We start from the raw sequence: 18,582 nt of genomic DNA, 5'->3' as shown, positions 1-18,582 counted from the left end.
TCCCACGCTGCCGGCGCGCCGCGCCCGGGCCCGCGCCGGCGGGGGCGGGGCCGGGGCCCGGGGGGGCCGGCGCCCCCCCCCGCCCCCCCCCCCCCCGGCCGGGGGTGATCAGGCGGCGGGGGCCGGGTAGGTCGGGTACTCGACTCCGGAGACGTGCTGGACGACCCGGATGACCTGGGAGGAGTAGCCGAACTCGTTGTCGTACCAGAGGTAGAGGATCGCGTTGTCGCCCTCGACCTTGGTGGCCCCGGCGTCGACGATCGAGGCGTGGCGGGAGCCGATGAAGTCGCTCGAGACCGCGTCGGGGGCGGTGATGAAGTCGATCTGGCGCCTGAGGGGCGAGGTCAGCGACACGTCGCGCAGGTAGTCGAGCACCTCCTCGCGGTCGGTGCTGCGCGCGAGCTGGAGATTCAGGATCGCGATCGAGACGTCCGGAACCGGGACGCGGATCGAGCTTCCGGTGATCTTCGCGTCCAGATCGGGCAGCGCCTTGGTGACGGCCGACGCGGCGCCCGTCTCGGTGATGACCATGTTGAGCGGCGCGGACCGGCCGCGACGGTCTGAGTTGTGGTAATTGTCCAGCAGGTTCTGGTCGTTGGTGAACGAGTGGACGGTCTCCACGTGTCCGCGCAGCACGCCGTACTCGTCGGCCATCGCCTTCAGCGGCGGGACGATCGCGTTGGTGGTGCAGGAGGCGCAGGAGATGATCTGCTCGTCCGGCTTGATCATGTCGTGGTTGACGCCGTGCACGATGTTCGGGACGTCACCCTTGCCGGGCGCGGTCAGGACGACCTTCGCGATACCGGGGCGCAGGTGCTTCGACAGGCCTTCGCGGTCGCGCCAGCGGCCCGTGTTGTCGATGAGGATGGCGTCCTTGATGCCGTGCGCCTCGTAGTCCACGGCCGTCGGGTCGTCGGAGTAGATCACCTGGATCTCGTTGCCGTTGGCGATGATCCTGCTGTTCGCCTCGTCGACGGTGATCGTGCCCTGGAACTGGCCGTGGATGGAGTCACGGCGCAGCAGCGAGGCGCGCTTCACGAGGTCCTGCCCGGCGCCCTGGCGTACGACGATGGCGCGCAGCCGCAGGCCGTTGCCGGAGCCGGTCTTCTCGATGAGGAGGCGGGCCAGGAGGCGGCCGATGCGGCCGAACCCGTAGAGGACCACGTCGCGGGACTCGCGGCGCTCCGTCTTGTTGGCGCCGGTGGCCCCGGCGACGGCCTCGGCGGTGAAGTCGCCCACCGACAGGCCGCGGTCGTCGGCCCGGTACGTCGCGGCCAGCATGCCGAGGTCGATCTGCGACGGGCCGAGGTCGAGCTCGGTGAGGGCGTGCAGGAACGGCAGCGTCTCGGTGACCGAGAGCTCCTGGCCGGCTATCTGCCGGGCGAACCGGTGGGTCTTGAGGATGCTGACCACCGACTTGTTCACCAGGGAGCGGCTGTGGAGCAGGATCGTGACGTCCCGCTCCCGGTGCAGCTTCCCGATGATCGGGATCATCGACTCCGCGATCTCCTCGCGGATCTTCCAGTTGGTGAACGAGTCCTCGGTGGCAGTCACAAGTCCATCTTTCGAGCTAGGCGGTGCTCATATGTTAACCGCACTCGATTTCGATCAAGCGATCAGTGCCACCCGTGGACCGGGACGGGGTGGAATCGGACGGTTCATGCCTTTTCTGCGGCCCTCGGAGGGTGGGGCGGGCGTCCGGGACATGTCGAGTTCTGCGGGCCTCGGAGGGTGGGACGGGCGACCGGGACATGTCGGGGCGCGGGACCGGGTCCTCCGGCCCGCTCGGACCGGCGCGTCACGTGTTGAGTTCCTCCAGCGTCATGCCTTTGGTCTCCACGGCGAACCACGCGATCACCGCACCCGCCGCCGCCACCGCGGCGAACTGCGCGAACACCACGGCCAGGCCGCCGCCCGCTCCGATGACGGCGCCGACGGCGATCGGGCCGAGAATCACTCCGCACCGGTTCCACAGGCCGCCGAACGCCACGCCCCGGGCCCGGTTGGACGTGGGGTACAGCTCGGGGGAGTAGAGGTAGAGGCCCGCGTTGATCATGTACAGGAAGAAGGTGGTGCAGGACGCGAACAGGGCGACCTGGCCGCCCGACGCCGCACCGGCGAACGCCAGCACGGTGAGCGGGAGCACGGTGCCGACGAACGCGCCGACCAGGGCGGGCCTGCGGCCCACACGGTCGATCAGCATCGCCAGCACGAAGGTGCCCAGCAGCCCGGTGACGTTGCTGAGCAGGGTGTAGACCAGTGCCGTGGTGAGATCCAGACCGAACTCCCGCGTGTAGAGGGAAGGCAGCCAGGCGGAGATGCCGTGGTTGACGTAGTACGCCACGAACCACAGCCCCGACAGGACCGCCGTGCGCCGCAGGTAACGCCCTCGGAACAGGTCCGCCAGCGAGCCCCTCGGGCGGTCCGGAGGGTCGGGCGACGGGGCAGGTGCCGGGAGGTCCCGTGCGGTCGCGCGGACGACCTCCGCCTCGATCCGGGCGACGGCCGCCTCGGCCTCGGCCGTGCGTCCACGGGACAGCAGCCAGCGCGGGGACTCCTGGACGTGGCGCGGCAGCGCCGCGGCGAGCACCACCGGCAGGGCGCCCACCAGGAACATCGCCCGCCAGCCGTAGGCCGGAACCACGTGGACGGCGAGCAGCGTGGCGGCCGCGAGTCCGGCCGGGAAGATCATCTCGTACAGCAGGACGAAGCGGCCCCGGTCGTCGGACCGGGCGATCTCGTTGATGTAGGTGGCCGCGACCGGTACGACACCTCCGATCCCGATGCCCTGGACGAACCGGAAGAGCGAGAACGTCCCGATGCCGTCCGAGAGGGCCACCGCGAGGCCGGCGAGGCCGGTGATCCCGACGCCCAGCGCGACGGTGCGCACCCTCCCGACGCGGTCGCCCAGCCAGCCGGCCGCGAGGGCGCCGAACAGTATGCCGACCGAGGCGGACACGACGGCGAAGGTCGCCTGCCCGGTGGACAGTTGCCACTGCTCCGTCAGGACGGGAAGCGCGGACGCGGCCAGCAGTTGGTCGAACGCCTCGAAGAAGGTGACGGCACCGATCAGGCAGCGGACCTTGACGTGCCAGCGTGAGTGCGGCAGACGTTCGAGTCTGGCCGCGATGGAGGCGGGTGCCGGAGTGCCTGCCACGGTCGTCATGGAGAGGGTCCTTCCGCGGGTGGACGGGGTGCCGGGACGCCGGGGGCGTACCCGTGTTCACGGTTGCCGTGCCCACGGGCTCGCGGCCGGCGAACCGCACCACGGTCGCCGCGCCGAGGAGTCGGAGCGGGCGGACCGCGGGCGCTCGGCCGGCCCGTCGACGCTATCCGCGTGATCCTCTTCCGCACCCGGGAACGCGTGCGCCTCGCTCGTCCTGATTACCGGGGCACCACGATGTCCACGGACGGGCGGCCCCGTGGCAGTCGGAGGTTCACCGGGTGGGTGCGCTCAACAGCCTTTCGCAGCAGGTCCGTTCATGTCCCGGTCAGGTCCGGACGCGGTCTGTCGGGCGGGGTGCGTCCCCAGAGCGGCGTAACCCTCCCGCGCGGGGCGGCGTTGTGCCGGGCGACGGGTCCTGTGCGGGGGCCGGCCGGCCCCCGCGGACGGTTCGGCATCCGTCCTGCGAGCCTCCGGACCGGTCGGCCCTCTTCAGCCGCACCGTCAGGGGGTGCCGTGACCGAGAACTGGCCCCGCCCGGACGCCCGTCGGTCACCTCGGCACGGGCCCACGCCGTACGAGTACGGGCCGGCCGCCACCCCCGAAGAGGTCCTCACCCATGAGGGCCGCAGGATCGCCGACCTCGTGTGCGGGTGGAACCCCGCCGCACCGGGGTGGACCCGGCCGACCTCCTCGTCGTCCCCTGTCCCCGTCGGCCGTTCCCGGAGGCCCGTTCGGGAACGTCGGCACGGTCTGCCCGGTGTACGCACGGCGCACCGGCGTCTTCTTCCGGCGCTGCCGCCAGGGTCTCCGGCCGGCCGGGCGTGTCCCGGTGCTTTCTGTCCCGGCCCTGACCGGGCCATCGGAACGTCCCGGAACGGGACCGGGTCGTGCGGGAGGGCCCGCCCGCCGACGCCGACCGGCGCGAGACCTCCACCAGCACGACGTCGGCGTGATGCGGACGCGTCAGCCGTACCGTGCGACAGCCGGGTCGCCGTCGACGGCCACGCCCCGCGAAGTGCGGGGGCCGCGGGGCGCGTTCACCAGGGAAGGGGGCCCGACGCGTCGAAGTAGCCTCCGGTCGGTCCGTCGGGGGACACTCGCGCCATACGGACGATGATCTCGGCGCCCTCCTCCACGGTCTGCGTACCCCGGTGCCCGTTCAGGTCCGTGGCGGTGAACCCGGGCTCCACCGCGTTGATCCGCATCCCGGGGAAGGCCTTCGCGAACTGGACGGTGATCATGTTGAGCGCGGTCTTGGACGCCGGGTAGGCGACGCCTGGGTACGCGTGGGTCGGCGTGTCCGGTGAGCTGACCATGGTGAGTGATGCCAGGCCGCTGCTCACGTTGACCACGACCGGTGCGGCGGAACGCCGCAGCAGCGGCAGGAACGCGTGGGTGACCCGCACCGGGCCGTAGACGTTCGTCTCGAAGAGCGGCCGCAGCGTGTCCGCGGTCGTCTCCTCGGCACCGACCACCGTGCCCTCGATCCCGGCGTTGTTGATCAGCACGTCCAGTCCGCCCCCGTCCGCGACCGTCCTCGCCGCCGCCGCGACGGACGCGTCGTCCGTGACGTCGATCCGGACCGTCCGCGCGCCCAGCCGCTCGGCGGCCTGCCGCCCGCGTTCGGCGTCACGACTGCCGACGTACACCGTGTGTCCTGCCTCGACGAGTCTGCGGGCGGTCTCGAAGCCGAGGCCCTTGTTCGCTCCTGTGATCAGTGTGGTGGTCATGGACCCATGGTCCGCCGGGGTGCTCTGTCCGGCCACCGACCGGTTGCCCGGGACCGGCCGTACCGGGGAACTCCGACGGCGGAAGGCGCCCCCCGGTGGCAGGGGGACGACGAGACCGGCGCGGCGCCGCGCCGGCCGCGCGTTCCGGTTCTCGGCCGCAGGACGTGGAGCCGGCCGGTGCGGTTCGGCCGGGGTCAGTCCGTGAGCACGTCGACGAGCTGCCAGAGGGTGAACCAGAGCCCCACCCCCAGGAGGCCCCCCAGCATGGGGGTCAGGATGATCCCGATGAACACGTGGAAGAGCACCGACTGCGGCGCGTACAGCTTCTCGGGGTCGCGCGGGTCGTACCGCACCTCGATCCGGCGCGGGTCGCGGCCGAGGAGCTTCCCGGTGCCCACGTAGGTGCGCGCCCGGCCCTCCGCGTCGGTGAACCGCCAGACCTCCTTGTTCGCGCTGTTGCGTCCCTCGGAGGTCGCCGCGACCGTGATGCCGTGACGGCGGGTGGACCAGTGGTCGCGGATGATGCCGCCGGCCAGATTCAGGTAGCAGCCCGCGCCGAGCAGCATCAGCGCCCCGAAGAACGGCAGCAGCCACTGGTGCGGCTCCCCGAGCGCCGCGACGCACGCCACGAGGGCGGCCCAGAGGACGACCGCGCTCACGGTCACCACGACCGCTCCGCGGTGCCGTGCCAGGAACAGCCGCCAGGCCGGAGCCGCGGGCGTCTCCTCGCTGACCAGCTCCATGCCGTCGCGAGCGGCACGCTGTTCGGGCAGTACCGAGGTCACCGCCGACACGAAGGCGTTCACGGCCGCCGGGGAGGACCGGGTCACCACGAAGACCGTGGGATCGCCCTCGGCACTGGTCAGTTCGATCTCGGCCGTGTCACCTCCGGCCCCGGCCGCCCGTACCTCCTGGATCGCCCGCACCGGAATGCGCCGGTGGGTGCCGTTCTGCTCCAGCAGGACGGACCGGCCCTCGAAATGGGCCGTGGTGCCACGGCCCCGCAGAATCAGATGGGAGGTCACGCCCCTATGACGACGCGCGGGGCCGCATGGTTGCCCCCGGAACGCCCCGCCGTTCGATCCGAGCCTCCGCGACGGCGCGGGGGCGAGAGGACTCCGGGGGCGAGGCCCCCGCCCCGCCCCGTCGACGGCCGACGAGGAGGGCGCTGTCCGAGGGCCGGGGTCACCGTCGGCGCGGTTCGGCGGCGGTGAGGCCGTCGCCCGCCCGGTCCCTTTCCAGATGGGTGTGGACACGGAGCAGCAGGGCGGCGAACCGGTCGCGTTCCTCGTGGGTCAGCGGAGCGAGGAGGTCCGTCTCGACGGCCGCCACGTCGCTGTCGAGCCGCCCCAGGGCATGCCTGCCCGCGGGGGTCAGGGCGACCTCGATGCGGCGGCGGTCCGCCGGGTCCCGGGCGCACGCGACGTACCCGGCCGAGTCCAGATCGTTCACGGTCCTGGTGAGATCGCTCTGGTTCATGTCCAGCCGCGAGGCGAGATCGCCCTTGGACAGCGGGCCGGCGTCGTCCAGCATGGCGAGGATGGTCAGGTGCCACAGCCGCAGCCCGTGGGCCGTCAGCGTGTCGCTGAGCCTGCGGCGTGCGGCCTTGCCCGTCGCGTACATGAGGTAGGCGTTCAGGTTCAGCACGCTCGGGGGCGTCGCGCCCGTGGGCCGGAGGCCGGGCGCCGTTCCCGGGGGGCTCTGGTGGTGCATGGTTCTTCCTAACGTGGCGGCGGCCGGGGAGGCCTGGGGGGTCAGGTCCGGCCGGTGAGGTAGCCGCCCATCGAGGTGAGGTGCTCGGCGGCGGGCAGCTCCCGGCCCTCCTCGGCGAGACCGGCGACCGAGTCGCCCCGTATCTCCTCGTACGCGTGCTCGCTGCCGGGGTGCGTCACCACCATCACCACGTCGTGCGCGGAGTCCAGGAGGGCTCGCAGGGTCCGGTGCCCGCGGGTCTGATGACCGAACATGACGACCCGCATGGGTTCCTCCCCGGAACAGCGACACGCACAACGCAGTTAAGCAAGCCTAACCTAATAGTGCAATGCATGCCGCCACAAGGCGAGTTGACGGCAATTCAGGAGGCGCTGCGTGTCATGTGCCCGGTCGACAGCGCGCGTTGGTGAGGTTAGCTTTACCTAAGTTGCATATCGGCTGAAGGGCCGGGATGCCCTGTTCCGTTCGGGCCGCGTCCGGCGAGCGGCCGCCCCGCACGATGGGAGTGACATGTCAGAGGCTTCACCCGACGGCGCACCACCGGTCCACGACCTCATAGGGATCGGCTTCGGGCCGTCCAACGTGGCCATGGCGCTCGCGCTCGCTGAGCGCAACTCACGGGCCGGCAGGCAGCGCGCCGTCACCGCCCACTTCTTCGAGAGGCAGCCACGGTTCGGCTGGCACCGGGGGATGCTGATCGACGACGCGACCATGCAGGTGTCCTTCCTCAAGGACCTGGTGACGCTGCGGAACCCGTCCAGCGAGTTCAGCTTCCTGTGCTATCTCCGGAGCCAGGGGCGCCTGGTCGACTTCGTCAACGGCAAGAGCCTCCTCCCGCTGCGGGCCGAGTTCCACGCCTACTTCGAATGGGCCGCGGCCCAGGTGGACGACATGGTGTCCTACGGGCACGAGGTCGTCTCCGTCCGGCCCGTCGTGCGGGACGGGGCCGTGGAGTACCTGGACGTGACCGCCCGTTCAGGGCCGGAGACCGTGGTCCACCGGGCACGCAACCTCGTGATCGGCACGGGCCTGCGGCCCCGGATGCCCGAGGGGGTCAGCCGTACGGACCGGATCTGGCACACGTCGGACCTGCTGACCCGGGTGGAGGGCCTGGACGCGAAGGAGCCGCCGTCCCGCTTCGTCGTGGTCGGGGCCGGTCAGAGCGCCGCCGAGAACGTGGCGTACCTGCACCGCCGCTTCCCCGGCGCGGAGGTCTGCGCGGTCTTCTCCCGCTACGGCTACAGCCCCGCCGACGACAGCGGATTCGCCAACCGGATCTTCGACCCGGAGGCGGTCGACGAGTACTTCACGGCCCCGGACGAGACCAAGCGCAGACTGATGGACTACCACGGCAACACCAACTACGCCGTGGTGGACATCGACCTCATCGACGGCCTCTACCGCACGGCCTACCAGGAGAAGGTGCTCGGGACGGAACGCCTGCGGTTCCTCAACGTGTCCAGGGTGGCCGAAGCCGTCGAGACGGCGGACACGGTCCGCACCACGGTCGAGTCGCTGATCACCGGGGAACGCACCACGCTGGACGCCGACGTGGTCGTCTACGCCACCGGCTACCGGCAGGCCGACGCCCTCGGACTGCTCGGGGACGTGGGGCGGCACTGCCGGCTCGACGACCAGGGGCGGGTCCGGGTCGAGCGCGACTACCGCGTGGCGGCCGGCCCCGGACTCCGGTGCGGCATCTACCTCCAGGGCGGCACGGAACACACCCACGGCATCACGTCGTCCCTGCTGTCGAACACCGCGGTCAGGGTCGGCGAGATCCTCGACTCGATCGTGGAGCGCGGGCGCGGGGAGGCCCCCGGCCGGCCGCACGACGCCGTCCACGAGGTCGGCACCCCCCGCTGAGACGGACCCCGCCCGCGTCCCCGGCCGGTGGCCCGGCCCGCCGGATCCCCGGCCGGCCGGGCCGGGCGCTCAGCCGGGGATCCGCCTACGGCTGCCCCGCGCCGCCGCCACCAGCTCGGGAACCGTCGCCAGCTTGACCCTGGGGCGGCCGTCGCGGCGGCCCAGGGCGAGCTCGGCGCGTTCGATCTCCGCCAGGCCGCGGGCGTCCACGATCCGCCGGTTCCGGCTGCGCGCGAGCCGCCGGAACGCCTTCGCCCCGTACGCGGGGGCCGGCAGCGCGCCGTTCACGGCGTCGTCCAGCAGCGTGCCCACGGTCTCCGCGGCGCAGGTCCGGTTCGCCCCGATGCCGCCCGAGGGGCCGCGCTTGATCCACCCGACGACGTACGCCCCCGGCAGGCCCGTCACCCGCCCGCCCTCGTGCGGAACGGTGCCCGTCGTCTCGTCGAACGGCAGCCCGGGCACCGGCAGTCCGCGCCGGCCCACCGCACGCAGGAGGAGCCCGGCGGGAATCTCCCGGCCGTTCGCGGCCGCCCCGCCGCCTTCCCCGTCCGCGCCGTCCGTCACCCGCACGGCGCGTACCGCGTCCTCGCCGAGCGCCTCCACCGGCGCGGAGTGGAAGCGGAACACGATGCGGCGTCCCGCCGGGGGCGGGCCCGACCAGTCCACGGCCGTGCGGGCGACCCCCCGCAACAGCGCCGCCCGGTCGCCCGGACCCGCGGCGTCGATCGCCGCGCCGATGCGCGGGTCGTGGTCGTCCACGACCAGCTCGACCCCGGCCAGATGTCCGAGCGCCAGCACTTCGGACCTGGTGTACGCCGCGTCCTCGGGCCCCCGCCGGCCCAGCAGCACCACTTCGCGCACCGAGCCGGCGCGCAGGGCCTCCAGCGCGTGGCGGGCGATGTCGCCCTCGGCCAGAGCGCCCGGGTCCGACACCAGGATCCGTGCCGCGTCGAGGGCGACATTGCCGTTGCCGACCACGACGACCCGCTCGCCGGACAGCTGCACGGCGTCCGCCGCGACCTCGGGATGGGCGTTGTACCAGGACACGAACGTCGTCGCGCAGACGCTGCCGGGCAGGTCCTCGCCGGGGATCCCGAGCCGTCGTCCGGCGGGCGCGCCGACCGCGTAGACCACCGCGTCGTGGTGTGCGGCGAGCTCCTGCGCGCTGACGTCCCGGCCCACCTCCAGACCGAGGTGCATGCGCACCCTGGGATGCGTGTGGAACCGGGCGAAGGTGTCCCCTGCCTTCTTCGTCGCCAGGTGGTCGGGCGCCACCCCGTAGCGGATGAGCCCGCCCGCGACGGGCAGCCGGTCGATCAGTGTCACCTCGGCGCCGGTGTGCAGCAGCAGGTCCTCGGCGGCGTACATGCCCGCCGGCCCCGTGCCCACCACCGCGACCCGGATCGGAGCGAAGTCCGACGGCAGGCTGCGCGTGAAGGCCGGCTCGCCCCACACGTGGAAGTTCGGCCCCCCGGGCTCCTGTCCGGTCTCCCGGTCCGCGAAGTACGCCGCGTTGAGGGGGCCGTACTCACGCTGGGCCGCGGGCAGGCTGTCCACCGGGAAGACCGCCTCCACCGGGCAGGCGTCCGCGCAGGCGCCGCAGTCGATGCAGGACCTCGGGTCGATGTACAGCATCTCCGTCCGGCCGAAGTCGGGTTCCTCCGGCGTCGGATGGATGCAGTTGACGGGGCACACCGAGACACAGGTGGCGTCACTGCAGCACGTCTGGGTGATGGCGTAGGTCATGTCGTCCGCTCAGATCAGATGGGCACGCTTGTAGAACACCAGGGCGGGCTTGGTGAGCAGGCGGGCCGAGGCCAGGAAGTCCATGAGCCCCGAACAGCTCGACCGCATCATCGACCTGTGGTGCTCGTTGGCCTTCGCCTCGCCGAGGGCGCGCTTCCCGTCGAGCCCGGCGTTGGCGTAGACGTCCTTGTTCACCATGCTGGTGACGATGACGTACGACGCGATGGCGATGACCAGGGCGTTGATCCTGCGCCGCACCGGGCCCGCGCCGCTGAGGTGCCGGCGGGTCTCCGCGCGGGCGAACTTCATGTGCCGGGACTCCTCGACGACATGGATGTTGTTGATGGTGCGGACGAAGGGCACGACCCGCTCGTCCCGCATCCAGTCGCGCTGCATGACGTCGAGGACCTCCTCGGCGACCAGGATCGCCGCGTACGCCGCCTCACCGAACGCGAGCGTCTTGAAGGCCCTGCCCAGTTCCACCGCCAGCCGGTGCGGCCGGTAGGGCGGGGCACCCAGCTTCTGCGCGCCGCGCGCGAACATGATGGAGTGCCGGCACTCCTCGGCTATCTCGGTCAGCGCCCACTGGACGTCCGCGCTGGTGGGGTCCTTCGCGTAGACGTCGCGCAGGACCATCTGCTGGAGGATCATCTCGAACCAGATGCCGGTGCTCGCCACCGAGGCGGCTTCCTGGCGGGTCAGTTCCTTGCGCTGCTCCTCGGACAGCTCGCCCCAGTAGGCGGTGCCGTACAGGGTGCTCCACTCCGGGCTCGCACCGTGGAACTCCTTGTCCAGCGGGGTGTCCCAGTCGACCTCGGTGGCCGGGTCGTAGGCCAGTTCGGCGGCCGAGTCGAGCAGGCGGCGGGTGAGGTGGTCCTCGGGGGGCCGGTCCTCTGCGTCCGGCCGGACGGTGCTGCTTGCCATGGTGCGGCTCCTCGGATCGTCAGTGATGTCCCTGGTGCTGTCATGGACGCGTTGTGGGGTGACGGCTCGTCATATGCCGTGCTGCCGGGCAGGATCGGCGGCAGCCTTCGGTGAGGGACCGGTGCCGGCCGTAGCCGGGCGGCCTTCCGTCCCCGCTTGTTAGACGGAAGGTATAGCAAGGATGCCGGGCGGGCCTACCCCCCAGTAGGAAATGTGCTCCGATCCTCGCGATATCTCCTCGCGTGTGCCCGCGCGTCCCCCTCCGGCCGTCGGCCAGGAGACGCGAACGGTGCGCCCTGTTCGCCAGGTCGAACATTGTTCGCGATTTCAGTGCGAGTCATTGACGCCGCCCTGCCCCGCGCCTACGGTCCCGTCCGAAGTGACGGGCGTGCGCCGAAATACCGAACGCGCTGCCCCTCCTTCGCGCGTCCCCGTACGTCAGAGACGAGTCGAGACGAGCCGCCATGCAACCACCCCTCCTCAGCCGGCGCCGAGCCCTCGCGGGCGGTGCCGGCGCCCTGGCCGCCACCGGAGCCCTGGGCTCCCTGTCCGGCTGTGCCGCGCCCGCGACCGCAGCGGGTCCGGGGCAGACGCTGCTGCGGTACTGGCACCTGTTCGGCGGCGGCGACGGCGTCACCATGCAGGGCATGCTGGACGACTTCCGGGCCGGGCACCCGGAGATCGCGCTGGAGGCCTCGACCCTGCAGTGGGGAGCCCCCTACTACACCAAGCTGGGCATGGCGGGCGCCGGCGGACGGGCCCCCGAGCTCGCCGCCCTGCACCTCGCCCGGCTCGCCGGCTTCGCCCCCGGCCGGCTCCTCGACCCGTTCGACCTCGGCCTGCTGGCCGAACACGGGGTGCGGGAGGAGGACTTCCCACCGGACATCTGGCGCCGGGGACAGGTGGGCGGCAGGCAGTACGCCGTCCCGCTCGACACCCACCCCTTCGTCCTCTACTACCAGACCGAGATCTGCGAGAAGGCCGGACTCACGCGGGGCGGCCGGCTCGCGGCGATCACCGGCGCGGAGGAGTTCGCCGACGCCCTGCGCACCGCGAAGAAGGTGACCGGGCAGCCGGGACTGGTGACCGAGACGCTCGGACCCGACTGCATCACGCCCTGGCGTCTGTTCTCCACCTTCTACGCGCAGACCGGCGGCACGGTGCTCTCCGCGGACGGGAAGCGGCTCGCGCTGGACGACGCCAAGGCGCTGCGGGTGCTGGAGTACCTGGCCCGGCTCGTCGAGGAAGGCCTGATGGTGCGCCGTGTCGACTACGCGGGATCCGTCGGCGTCTTCAACGGCGGGAAGACCGCCTTCCACCTCAACGGCGAGTGGGAGATCACCACGTTCAGGACCACCGGGCTCCCGTTCTCCATGACCCGTGTCCCGGCGCTCTTCGGCACCGCGGCGGCCCAGGCCGACTGCCACGCCTTCGTCCTGCCGCACCAGAAGGAACGCGGCGGCGCCACGAACGAGGCGGCGCACACGCTCGTCGCCTGGATGCTGAAGCACTCCGTGGCCTGGGCCGAGGGCGGGCACGTCCCCGCCTACCTGCCGGTGCTCGACGACCCTGCCTACCTCGCCCTCAAGCCGCAGTCCGAATACCGCTCGGTCATCGACGACGTCGCACTCGACGAGCCGGCGTGGTTCGCGGGCTCCGCCTCCCGGCTGTGGATCGAGCTGGGCGCCGTGTTCTCCGGGGTCCTCACCGGCTCCCGGAGCCCGCGCAACGCCCTGACCGAGGCCAGGGCCCGGCTGCGGACACTCCTCGACACCCGCAACCCCCTCCCGGGAGCCGCGTCATGACCTCCACCACCGCCCCGGTGCCGGCGCCCGCCGTGAGCACCGGGCGCGCCTCCGGACGCCCGGCCCGCGCCGTGCGCAGGAAGTGGACCGAGCACGGCCTGGTGTTCATCGCGCCCTTCCTCCTCGTGTACGCCCTGTTCCTGGTCTGGCCGCTGATATCCGGTCTTGGCATGAGCCTGACCAGTGAGAACATCACCGGCACCGGCGGCGAGTTCACCGGACTCGACAACTACGCCGAGGCCGTGCGCGACCCCGACGTCTGGTCCTCGCTCTGGAACACCGTCTGGTTCACCGTCCTGTCCACCGTCCCCCTCGTCGTCGTCGGCCTCGTGCTGGCCCTGCTCGCCCATCAGCTCCGGGTCGTGCAGTGGCTGTGGCGGCTGAGCTGGTTCGCACCGTTCCTGCTGCCGTCCGGGGTCGTCTGCCTGCTCTTCATGAACATGATCCTGCCGTCCGGCTTCGGCCTCGCCGACCAACTGCTCGCCACCGTGGGGCTGACGCCCGACATCGGATGGCTGACCGACGAGCGGTACGCGATGCTCAGCATCGTGGCGACCACCGTCTGGTGGACCGTCGGCTTCAACTTCCTGCTCTACCTCGCCGCGCTCCAGGCCATCCCGGCGCATCTGTACGAGGCCGCCGAACTGGACGGGGCCGGCGCGGGCAAGCGGCTCCTGCACATCACCCTGCCGATGCTCCGCCGCACCACCGGGCTGGTCGTGGTCCTCCAGGTACTGGCCTCGCTGAAGATCTTCGACCAGGTCTACATCATGACCGGCGGCGGCCCGGACGAATCCACCCGGCCGATCCTCCAGTACGTCTACCAGCAGGGCTTCACCGGCTACCGCATCGGCTACGCCTCGGCCGTCTCGTACATCTTCTTCGCCCTGATCCTGACCGTCTCCCTGGTGCAGCCCCTGCTGTCCCGGCGCCGAGCTGAGGAGGCCGCGAAGTGAGTACTTCCGCCGCCGTCACGACCGGTCCCGCCCCGTCCTCCGAGCGGTCCTCGGACGCGGGGGGCCGCCGCCCGCGCTGGACCCGCGGCAGGATCGTCCTGCTCGTCCTCGCCCTGCTCCTCACCGCGGCCTGGCTCCTCCCGCTCGCCTGGGCCGTCGCCACCTCCCTGAAGCCGGAGGGCGACACGACGAGGACACCGCTCTCCTGGACCGGCTCGCACGTCACCTTCGACGCCTACCGCAAGGTCTGGGAGTCCGGCGACCTGATGGTCTGGCTCATGAACTCGGCGTACATCTCCGTCATGACCACCCTGCTCACCGTCGTCACCTGCGCGATGGCCGCCTACGGATTCACCCGCACCGAGTTCCGCGGCCGGCGGCTGCTCCACGGGCTGGTCCTGGCCGGCATCATGGTGCCCCCGCAGGTGCTCATCGCGCCGCTGTTCCGCGAGATGGTCCAGCTGGGCCTCGTCGACACCTACTGGGGTGTGATCCTGCCCCAGGTCGCCGTGCCCGCCATGGTCTTCATCCTGGTGAAGTTCTTCGAGGGCGTGCCGCGCGAACTGGAGGAGGCGGCCTTCGTCGACGGCGCGGGCCGCTGGCGGGTGTTCTGGACCATCGTCGTCCCGCTGTCCCGGCCCGTGCTGGCGGCCGTGGCGATCTTCACGTTCATCTCCACCTGGAACAACTTCCTGTGGCCGTTCCTCGTGACCACCGACCCGGGCGGCATGACCCTGCCCGTCGGCCTCGTGAACGTCCAGTCGTCCTTCGGGGTGCGCTACGCGCAGATCATGGCCTCGCTCGTGATCGCCGGAATGCCCCTCCTGATCGTCTTCGCGTTCTTCCAGCGGCAGATCGTGCGCGGCATCGCGCACACCGGCCTCGCCGGCCAGTAGCGGTCACCGCGCACCGGCGGCCCGTACGGCAGCAGGCGTACGGGCCGTCAGGCGAACTCCGCGCCCCGCGCAAGCAGCAGCGCCACATCGGCCGCGGCCACCGCGACGGTCCCCGCGAGCGCGGCCTTGCGCCAGGTCCCGGCCGGCCGTGGACCCGCGCAGGCCGCGGTCGCCGCCACGGCGCAGAGCGCGATCCCGGAGAGGACGACGACCGCGCCTCCGCCCGGAGCCCCCGGCGGCCCCAGGACCAGCACCGCGGTGGCCGCCACCAGCGGGAGGGGGAGCAGGAGCCGGGTGCGGACCGTGCCCAGCCGCTGCGGCAGGCCCCGCACACCCGCCCGCAGATCCGCCTCGATGTCCGGCAGCACGTCCCCCAGATGGGCCGCGAACCCGAGCAGCGCGCCCGCCGCCACCGCCCACCACGCGGGCCACGGGCTTCCGGGCAGACTCAGCGCCACCAGACACGGAAGGCTGCCGAAGCCGATCACGTACGGCAGCCACGACAGCACCGTCTCCTTGAGCCTCAGGTTGTACGCCCACGCCGCCAGGACCCCGGCCAGATGCACGGCACCGGCCGCCGTCCCGCAGGCCGACGACAGCACCACGCACACGAACAGCGCGGCGAACGCCGCGCGCCACACCGCACCCGGCTCCACCGTGCCGCGCGCCACCGGCTTCCCCGGACGCGCGGCCTCGGCGTCCCGCCGGGCGTCGAAGGCGTCGTTGCACCAGCCCACCGAGAGCTGCCCGGCCAGCACGGCGGCGGCGACCAGGGCCCAACGGGCCACTCCCGGGCCCGAACTGACGGCGAGTGCCGTGACGAGCACCGTCACGGCCGCGACCGGGCCCGGATGGCAGGACAGCAGGAGACCCGCGGCCCGCGTCGGGCGCGGGGCGCGCAGGGGTACCGGAGGCCGGTCCGTGGTGTCCACGAGGCGATCGTAGGGACCCCGCGACGCACGGACACGGCAGCCGCGCGTGGCATGTGCTCCGATTTGCCCCGCTCTGTGGGCAGGATGTGGGACATGATCTCTCGGAAGCGGTGGCCGGGGTGACCCGGATCGCGGCTGTGCACGGAGTCCTGCCGCCGCACCGCCACACCCAGCGCGCCATCACCGACATGGTGGCGGCCAGCTGTCTGCCCGCGGGGGCGGACCGGCGGGTGCTGGACCGGATCCACGCCAACGCGGGGGTGCGCAACCGGAACACGGTGCTGCCCCTGGAACGCTACGGCGGACTCGACGGCTTCGGGGCGGCGAACGACGTGTTCATCGGCGCCGCCGTCGACCTCGGCGCCGAAGCGGTCCGCGGCGCACTCGACAAGGCCGGACTGCGGCCCGTGGACGTGGACCTGCTGATGTTCACCTCGGTCACCGGGATCGCGGCGCCCTCCGTCGACGCGCGGCTCGTCGGACGGCTCGGTCTGCGCCCGGACGTGAAACGGATCCCCGTCTTCGGGCTCGGCTGCGTCGCCGGGGCCGCCGGGGTGGCGCGGCTGCACGACTACCTGCTCGGACGGCCGGGGCAGGTCGCGGTCCTGCTCTCGGTCGAGCTCTGCTCCCTGACCTTCCAGCGCGACGACGCGAGCCCCGCCAACCTGGTCGCCACCGCCCTCTTCGGCGACGGAGCGGCGGCCGCCGTTCTCGTCGGCGGCGGGCGCGCGTCACCGGCGGACGGCCCCGAGGTGGTGGACACCCGCAGCCGCATGTACCCGGACACCGGGCACCTGATGGGCTGGGACATCAGGGGATCCGGCTTCGGCGTGGTCCTCGACCCGTCCGTCCCCGGCGTCGTACGCCGCTACCTCGCCGAGGACGTCACCGGCTTCCTGGAACACCACGGGCTGAAACCCAAGGACGTGGCCCGCTGGGTGAGCCACCCCGGCGGCCCCAAGGTCCTGGAGGCCGTCGCCGACGCGCTGTCCCTTCCCGAGGGCGCGCTCGACGTCACCTGGCGCTCGCTGGCCGAGGTCGGCAACCTCTCGTCGTCCTCGGTCCTGCACGTCCTCCGGGACACGATGGAGCAGCGCAGGCCCGAGCCGGGGACGCCCGGGCTGCTGCTGGCCATGGGGCCCGGGTTCTGCTGCGAACTGGTGCTGCTGCGCTGGTAGTCCGGAGGTGGACATGATCTGGTACACGGTCCTCGTGCTCGCCGTGGCGGCCGAGCGCGTCGCCGAGCTCGTGGTGGCGCTGCGCAACGCCCGCTGGAGCCTGGCCCACGGCGGCACCGAAGCCGGCCGCGGGCACTATCCGGCGATGGTGGCCCTGCACACCGCGCTGCTCGCCGGGTGCCTCGCCGAGGCCTGGCTGGCCGGCCGCCCCTTCCCCGGCCCGGCCGGCTGGGCCCTGGTGGCGGTGGTGGCCGCCGCGCAGGGACTGCGCTGGTGGTGCGTCCGCACACTGGGGCGCCGCTGGAACACCCGGGTCATCGTCGTCCCGGGACTGCCCCTGGTGACCGGCGGGCCCTACCGGTGGCTGCGCCACCCCAACTACGTGGCCGTCGCAGCCGAGGGGGCCGCCCTCCCGCTGGTCCACGGCGCCTGGGTGACCGCCCTGCTCTTCACCGTGCTCAACGCGGCGCTCATGGCCGTACGCGTCCGGTGCGAGAACGGCGCGCTGGCCCGCCTCGCGACAGCGGACGCGCCCGCGTGATCGACATCCTGGTGGCGGGCGGCGGGCCGGCGGGCCTGGCGGCGGCGATCCGGGCGGCGACGGCCGGACTGGAGGCCGTCGTCGTCGAACCCCGGCCCGCGCCCGTGGACAAGGCCTGCGGTGAGGGAATCATGCCCAGCGGGGTCGCCGCCCTGCGCGCCCTGGGCGTCACCCCGGTGGGCAGCGAACTCCGCGGCATCCGCTACGTCGAGGGCGCCCGGCAGGCCCAGGCGGCCTTCCGGGGCCACCCCGGACTCGGTGTCCGGCGCACCGAGCTGCACTCCGCGCTGCACCGGCGGGCCCGCGAGCTCGGCGTGCGCCTCGTCACCGGCAGGGCGGAGGAGGTCCGCCAGGGCGACGGCACGGTCACCACGGCCGGCCTGACGGCCCGCTGGCTGATCGCCGCCGACGGCCTGCACTCGCCGTTGCGCCGCGCGCTCGGCCTGGAACGCCCCTGCGCCGCACCGCGCCGGTACGGGCTGCGCCGCCACTACCGCGTCGCACCCTGGACGGACCACGTCGAGGTGCACTGGTCGCGCGAGGGCGAGGCGTACGTGACCCCGGTGGGGGAGGAGCTGGTCGGTGTCGCCGTACTCAGCCGGCACCGGCGCTCCCACGAGCAGCACCTCTCCGCCTTCCCCGCGCTGGCCCGCCGACTGCGAGGGCTGGAGGCCGGGCCCGTACGCGGCGCGGGCCCCCTGCGGCAGACCGCCGGGGCACCGAGAGCCGGACGCGTCCTGCTGGCCGGCGACGCGGCGGGCTACGTCGACGCGCTCACCGGCGAGGGCATCGCCCTGGCGGCGGCGACCGCGTCGGCCGCGGTCGACTGCCTCGCGGCGGGACGGCCCGAGGCCTATCCCGCGCACTGGGCACGGCTGACACGGCGGCACCGGCTGCTCACGGGAGCCCTGCTGGGCGCCGCGGGACACCCGCTGACGGCGGGCCTGATCGTGCCGGCCGCCCACCGGCTGCCCGCCCTGTTCCGGGTCGCGGTACACGCCCTGCAGTAGGCGCGGCGCCTCCGGGAACGGCCGGAGGCGGCGCGCCCGCCACCCCCGGAGGCGGCGATGACAAGGGCGCCGACAACGGGCCGTGCGGCGTGTGCCCCTCACGCCACATGTAGGAAAAT

General features: G+C 72.7%; 15 protein-coding genes and 1 pseudogene. 7 read left to right on the top strand and 9 right to left on the bottom strand.

Annotated features, from left to right (window positions below):
- Positions 1 to 108 precede the first annotated feature (108 nt).
- The 6 genes and pseudogenes from ACFVS9_RS32200 to ACFVS9_RS32175 form a co-directional block, all read right to left on the bottom strand.
- Complete coding sequence (locus ACFVS9_RS32200) at positions 109 to 1,554, bottom strand: glyceraldehyde-3-phosphate dehydrogenase (protein WP_389938195.1); 1,446 nt, start codon at positions 1,552 to 1,554, stop codon at positions 109 to 111.
- 244 nt (positions 1,555 to 1,798) lie between these two features.
- Entirely contained in the window at positions 1,799 to 3,166 is a 1,368-nt protein-coding gene (locus tag ACFVS9_RS32195) for an MFS transporter (RefSeq protein ID WP_389938192.1), read from the bottom strand.
- Positions 3,167 to 4,203: 1,037 nt separating this feature from the next.
- The gene (locus tag ACFVS9_RS32190) at positions 4,204 to 4,896 is read right to left on the bottom strand and encodes an SDR family oxidoreductase (RefSeq protein WP_383117467.1); all 693 of its coding nucleotides are present in this window, start codon (positions 4,894 to 4,896) and stop codon (positions 4,204 to 4,206) included.
- A 194-nt stretch (positions 4,897 to 5,090) separates the two neighbouring features.
- Complete coding sequence (locus ACFVS9_RS32185) at positions 5,091 to 5,921, bottom strand: hypothetical protein (RefSeq protein WP_383117466.1); 831 nt, start codon at positions 5,919 to 5,921, stop codon at positions 5,091 to 5,093.
- Between the two features lie 160 nt (positions 5,922 to 6,081).
- Entirely contained in the window at positions 6,082 to 6,609 is a 528-nt protein-coding gene (locus ACFVS9_RS32180; protein ID WP_389938189.1) for a MarR family winged helix-turn-helix transcriptional regulator, read from the bottom strand.
- A gap of 107 nt (positions 6,610 to 6,716) precedes the next feature.
- A pseudogene (locus tag ACFVS9_RS32175) lies at positions 6,717 to 6,875 on the bottom strand (methionyl-tRNA formyltransferase); the annotation flags it as partial.
- Positions 6,876 to 7,119: 244 nt separating this feature from the next.
- On the opposite strand from ACFVS9_RS32175, the gene ACFVS9_RS32170 reads away from it, so the two are divergent.
- Entirely contained in the window at positions 7,120 to 8,475 is a 1,356-nt protein-coding gene (locus ACFVS9_RS32170; protein WP_389938186.1) for a lysine N(6)-hydroxylase/L-ornithine N(5)-oxygenase family protein, read from the top strand.
- Between the two features lie 69 nt (positions 8,476 to 8,544).
- Here ACFVS9_RS32170 and ACFVS9_RS32165 read toward each other — a convergent pair whose 3' ends face one another.
- Both ACFVS9_RS32165 and ACFVS9_RS32160 read right to left on the bottom strand, forming a co-directional pair.
- Complete coding sequence (locus ACFVS9_RS32165; RefSeq protein WP_389938183.1) at positions 8,545 to 10,221, bottom strand: FAD-dependent oxidoreductase; 1,677 nt, start codon at positions 10,219 to 10,221, stop codon at positions 8,545 to 8,547.
- Positions 10,222 to 10,230: 9 nt separating this feature from the next.
- Complete coding sequence (locus ACFVS9_RS32160; protein ID WP_383117462.1) at positions 10,231 to 11,145, bottom strand: diiron oxygenase; 915 nt, start codon at positions 11,143 to 11,145, stop codon at positions 10,231 to 10,233.
- A gap of 464 nt (positions 11,146 to 11,609) precedes the next feature.
- Between ACFVS9_RS32160 and ACFVS9_RS32155 the strand changes: the two genes are divergently transcribed.
- Genes ACFVS9_RS32155 through ACFVS9_RS32145 form a run of 3 tightly spaced genes read left to right on the top strand, consistent with a single transcriptional unit; the run spans position 11,610 to position 14,802 of the window.
- A complete protein-coding gene (locus ACFVS9_RS32155) occupies positions 11,610 to 12,950 on the top strand; it encodes an extracellular solute-binding protein (RefSeq protein WP_383117461.1) in 1,341 nt (446 codons plus the stop codon).
- Positions 12,947 to 13,906 (top strand): carbohydrate ABC transporter permease, encoded by a 960-nt coding sequence (locus ACFVS9_RS32150; RefSeq protein ID WP_383117460.1) that lies wholly within the window; start codon positions 12,947 to 12,949, stop codon positions 13,904 to 13,906. The genes ACFVS9_RS32155 and ACFVS9_RS32150 overlap by 4 nt, the downstream gene beginning before the upstream one ends.
- Entirely contained in the window at positions 13,903 to 14,802 is a 900-nt protein-coding gene (locus ACFVS9_RS32145) for a carbohydrate ABC transporter permease (protein ID WP_389938178.1), read from the top strand. The genes ACFVS9_RS32150 and ACFVS9_RS32145 overlap by 4 nt, the downstream gene beginning before the upstream one ends.
- Positions 14,803 to 14,849: 47 nt before the next feature.
- Here the strand turns inward: ACFVS9_RS32145 and ACFVS9_RS32140 are convergent, their stop codons facing one another.
- Entirely contained in the window at positions 14,850 to 15,734 is an 885-nt protein-coding gene (locus tag ACFVS9_RS32140; protein WP_389938175.1) for a UbiA family prenyltransferase, read from the bottom strand.
- Positions 15,735 to 15,853: 119 nt separating this feature from the next.
- Here ACFVS9_RS32140 and ACFVS9_RS32135 point away from each other — a divergent pair, with 119 nt between their 5' ends.
- The 3 genes from ACFVS9_RS32135 to ACFVS9_RS32125 are packed head-to-tail and all read left to right on the top strand — an operon-like array spanning position 15,854 to position 18,463.
- The gene (locus ACFVS9_RS32135; protein ID WP_383117471.1) at positions 15,854 to 16,912 is read left to right on the top strand and encodes a type III polyketide synthase; all 1,059 of its coding nucleotides are present in this window, start codon (positions 15,854 to 15,856) and stop codon (positions 16,910 to 16,912) included.
- A gap of 13 nt (positions 16,913 to 16,925) precedes the next feature.
- A complete protein-coding gene (locus tag ACFVS9_RS32130; RefSeq protein ID WP_383117457.1) occupies positions 16,926 to 17,453 on the top strand; it encodes an isoprenylcysteine carboxyl methyltransferase family protein in 528 nt (175 codons plus the stop codon).
- Positions 17,450 to 18,463, top strand: coding sequence for an NAD(P)/FAD-dependent oxidoreductase (locus ACFVS9_RS32125; RefSeq protein ID WP_383117456.1), 1,014 nt, complete (start codon positions 17,450 to 17,452; stop codon positions 18,461 to 18,463). Before ACFVS9_RS32130 ends, ACFVS9_RS32125 begins: the two co-directional genes overlap by 4 nt.
- Positions 18,464 to 18,582 lie beyond the last annotated feature (119 nt).

This window comes from Streptomyces sp. NPDC058008, from assembly GCF_042886395.1.
In the GTDB taxonomy this organism is placed as follows: Bacteria; Actinomycetota; Actinomycetes; order Streptomycetales; family Streptomycetaceae; genus Streptomyces.
The sequence above is the reverse complement of the archived record's forward strand: the minus strand, read 5'-3'. Positions and strand labels throughout refer to the sequence as shown.

Coding starts and splice junctions, on each gene's coding strand:
- ACFVS9_RS32160 (WP_383117462.1), bottom strand. CDS start 11,145: ATGGCAAGCAGCACCGTCCGGCCGGACGCAGAGGACCGGCCCCCCGAG.
- ACFVS9_RS32170 (WP_389938186.1), top strand. CDS start 7,120: ATGTCAGAGGCTTCACCCGACGGCGCACCACCGGTCCACGACCTCATA.
- ACFVS9_RS32165 (WP_389938183.1), bottom strand. CDS start 10,221: ATGACCTACGCCATCACCCAGACGTGCTGCAGTGACGCCACCTGTGTC.
- ACFVS9_RS32150 (WP_383117460.1), top strand. CDS start 12,947: ATGACCTCCACCACCGCCCCGGTGCCGGCGCCCGCCGTGAGCACCGGG.
- ACFVS9_RS32180 (WP_389938189.1), bottom strand. CDS start 6,609: ATGCACCACCAGAGCCCCCCGGGAACGGCGCCCGGCCTCCGGCCCACG.
- ACFVS9_RS32155 (WP_383117461.1), top strand. CDS start 11,610: ATGCAACCACCCCTCCTCAGCCGGCGCCGAGCCCTCGCGGGCGGTGCC.
- ACFVS9_RS32130 (WP_383117457.1), top strand. CDS start 16,926: ATGATCTGGTACACGGTCCTCGTGCTCGCCGTGGCGGCCGAGCGCGTC.
- ACFVS9_RS32195 (WP_389938192.1), bottom strand. CDS start 3,166: ATGACGACCGTGGCAGGCACTCCGGCACCCGCCTCCATCGCGGCCAGA.
- ACFVS9_RS32190 (WP_383117467.1), bottom strand. CDS start 4,896: ATGACCACCACACTGATCACAGGAGCGAACAAGGGCCTCGGCTTCGAG.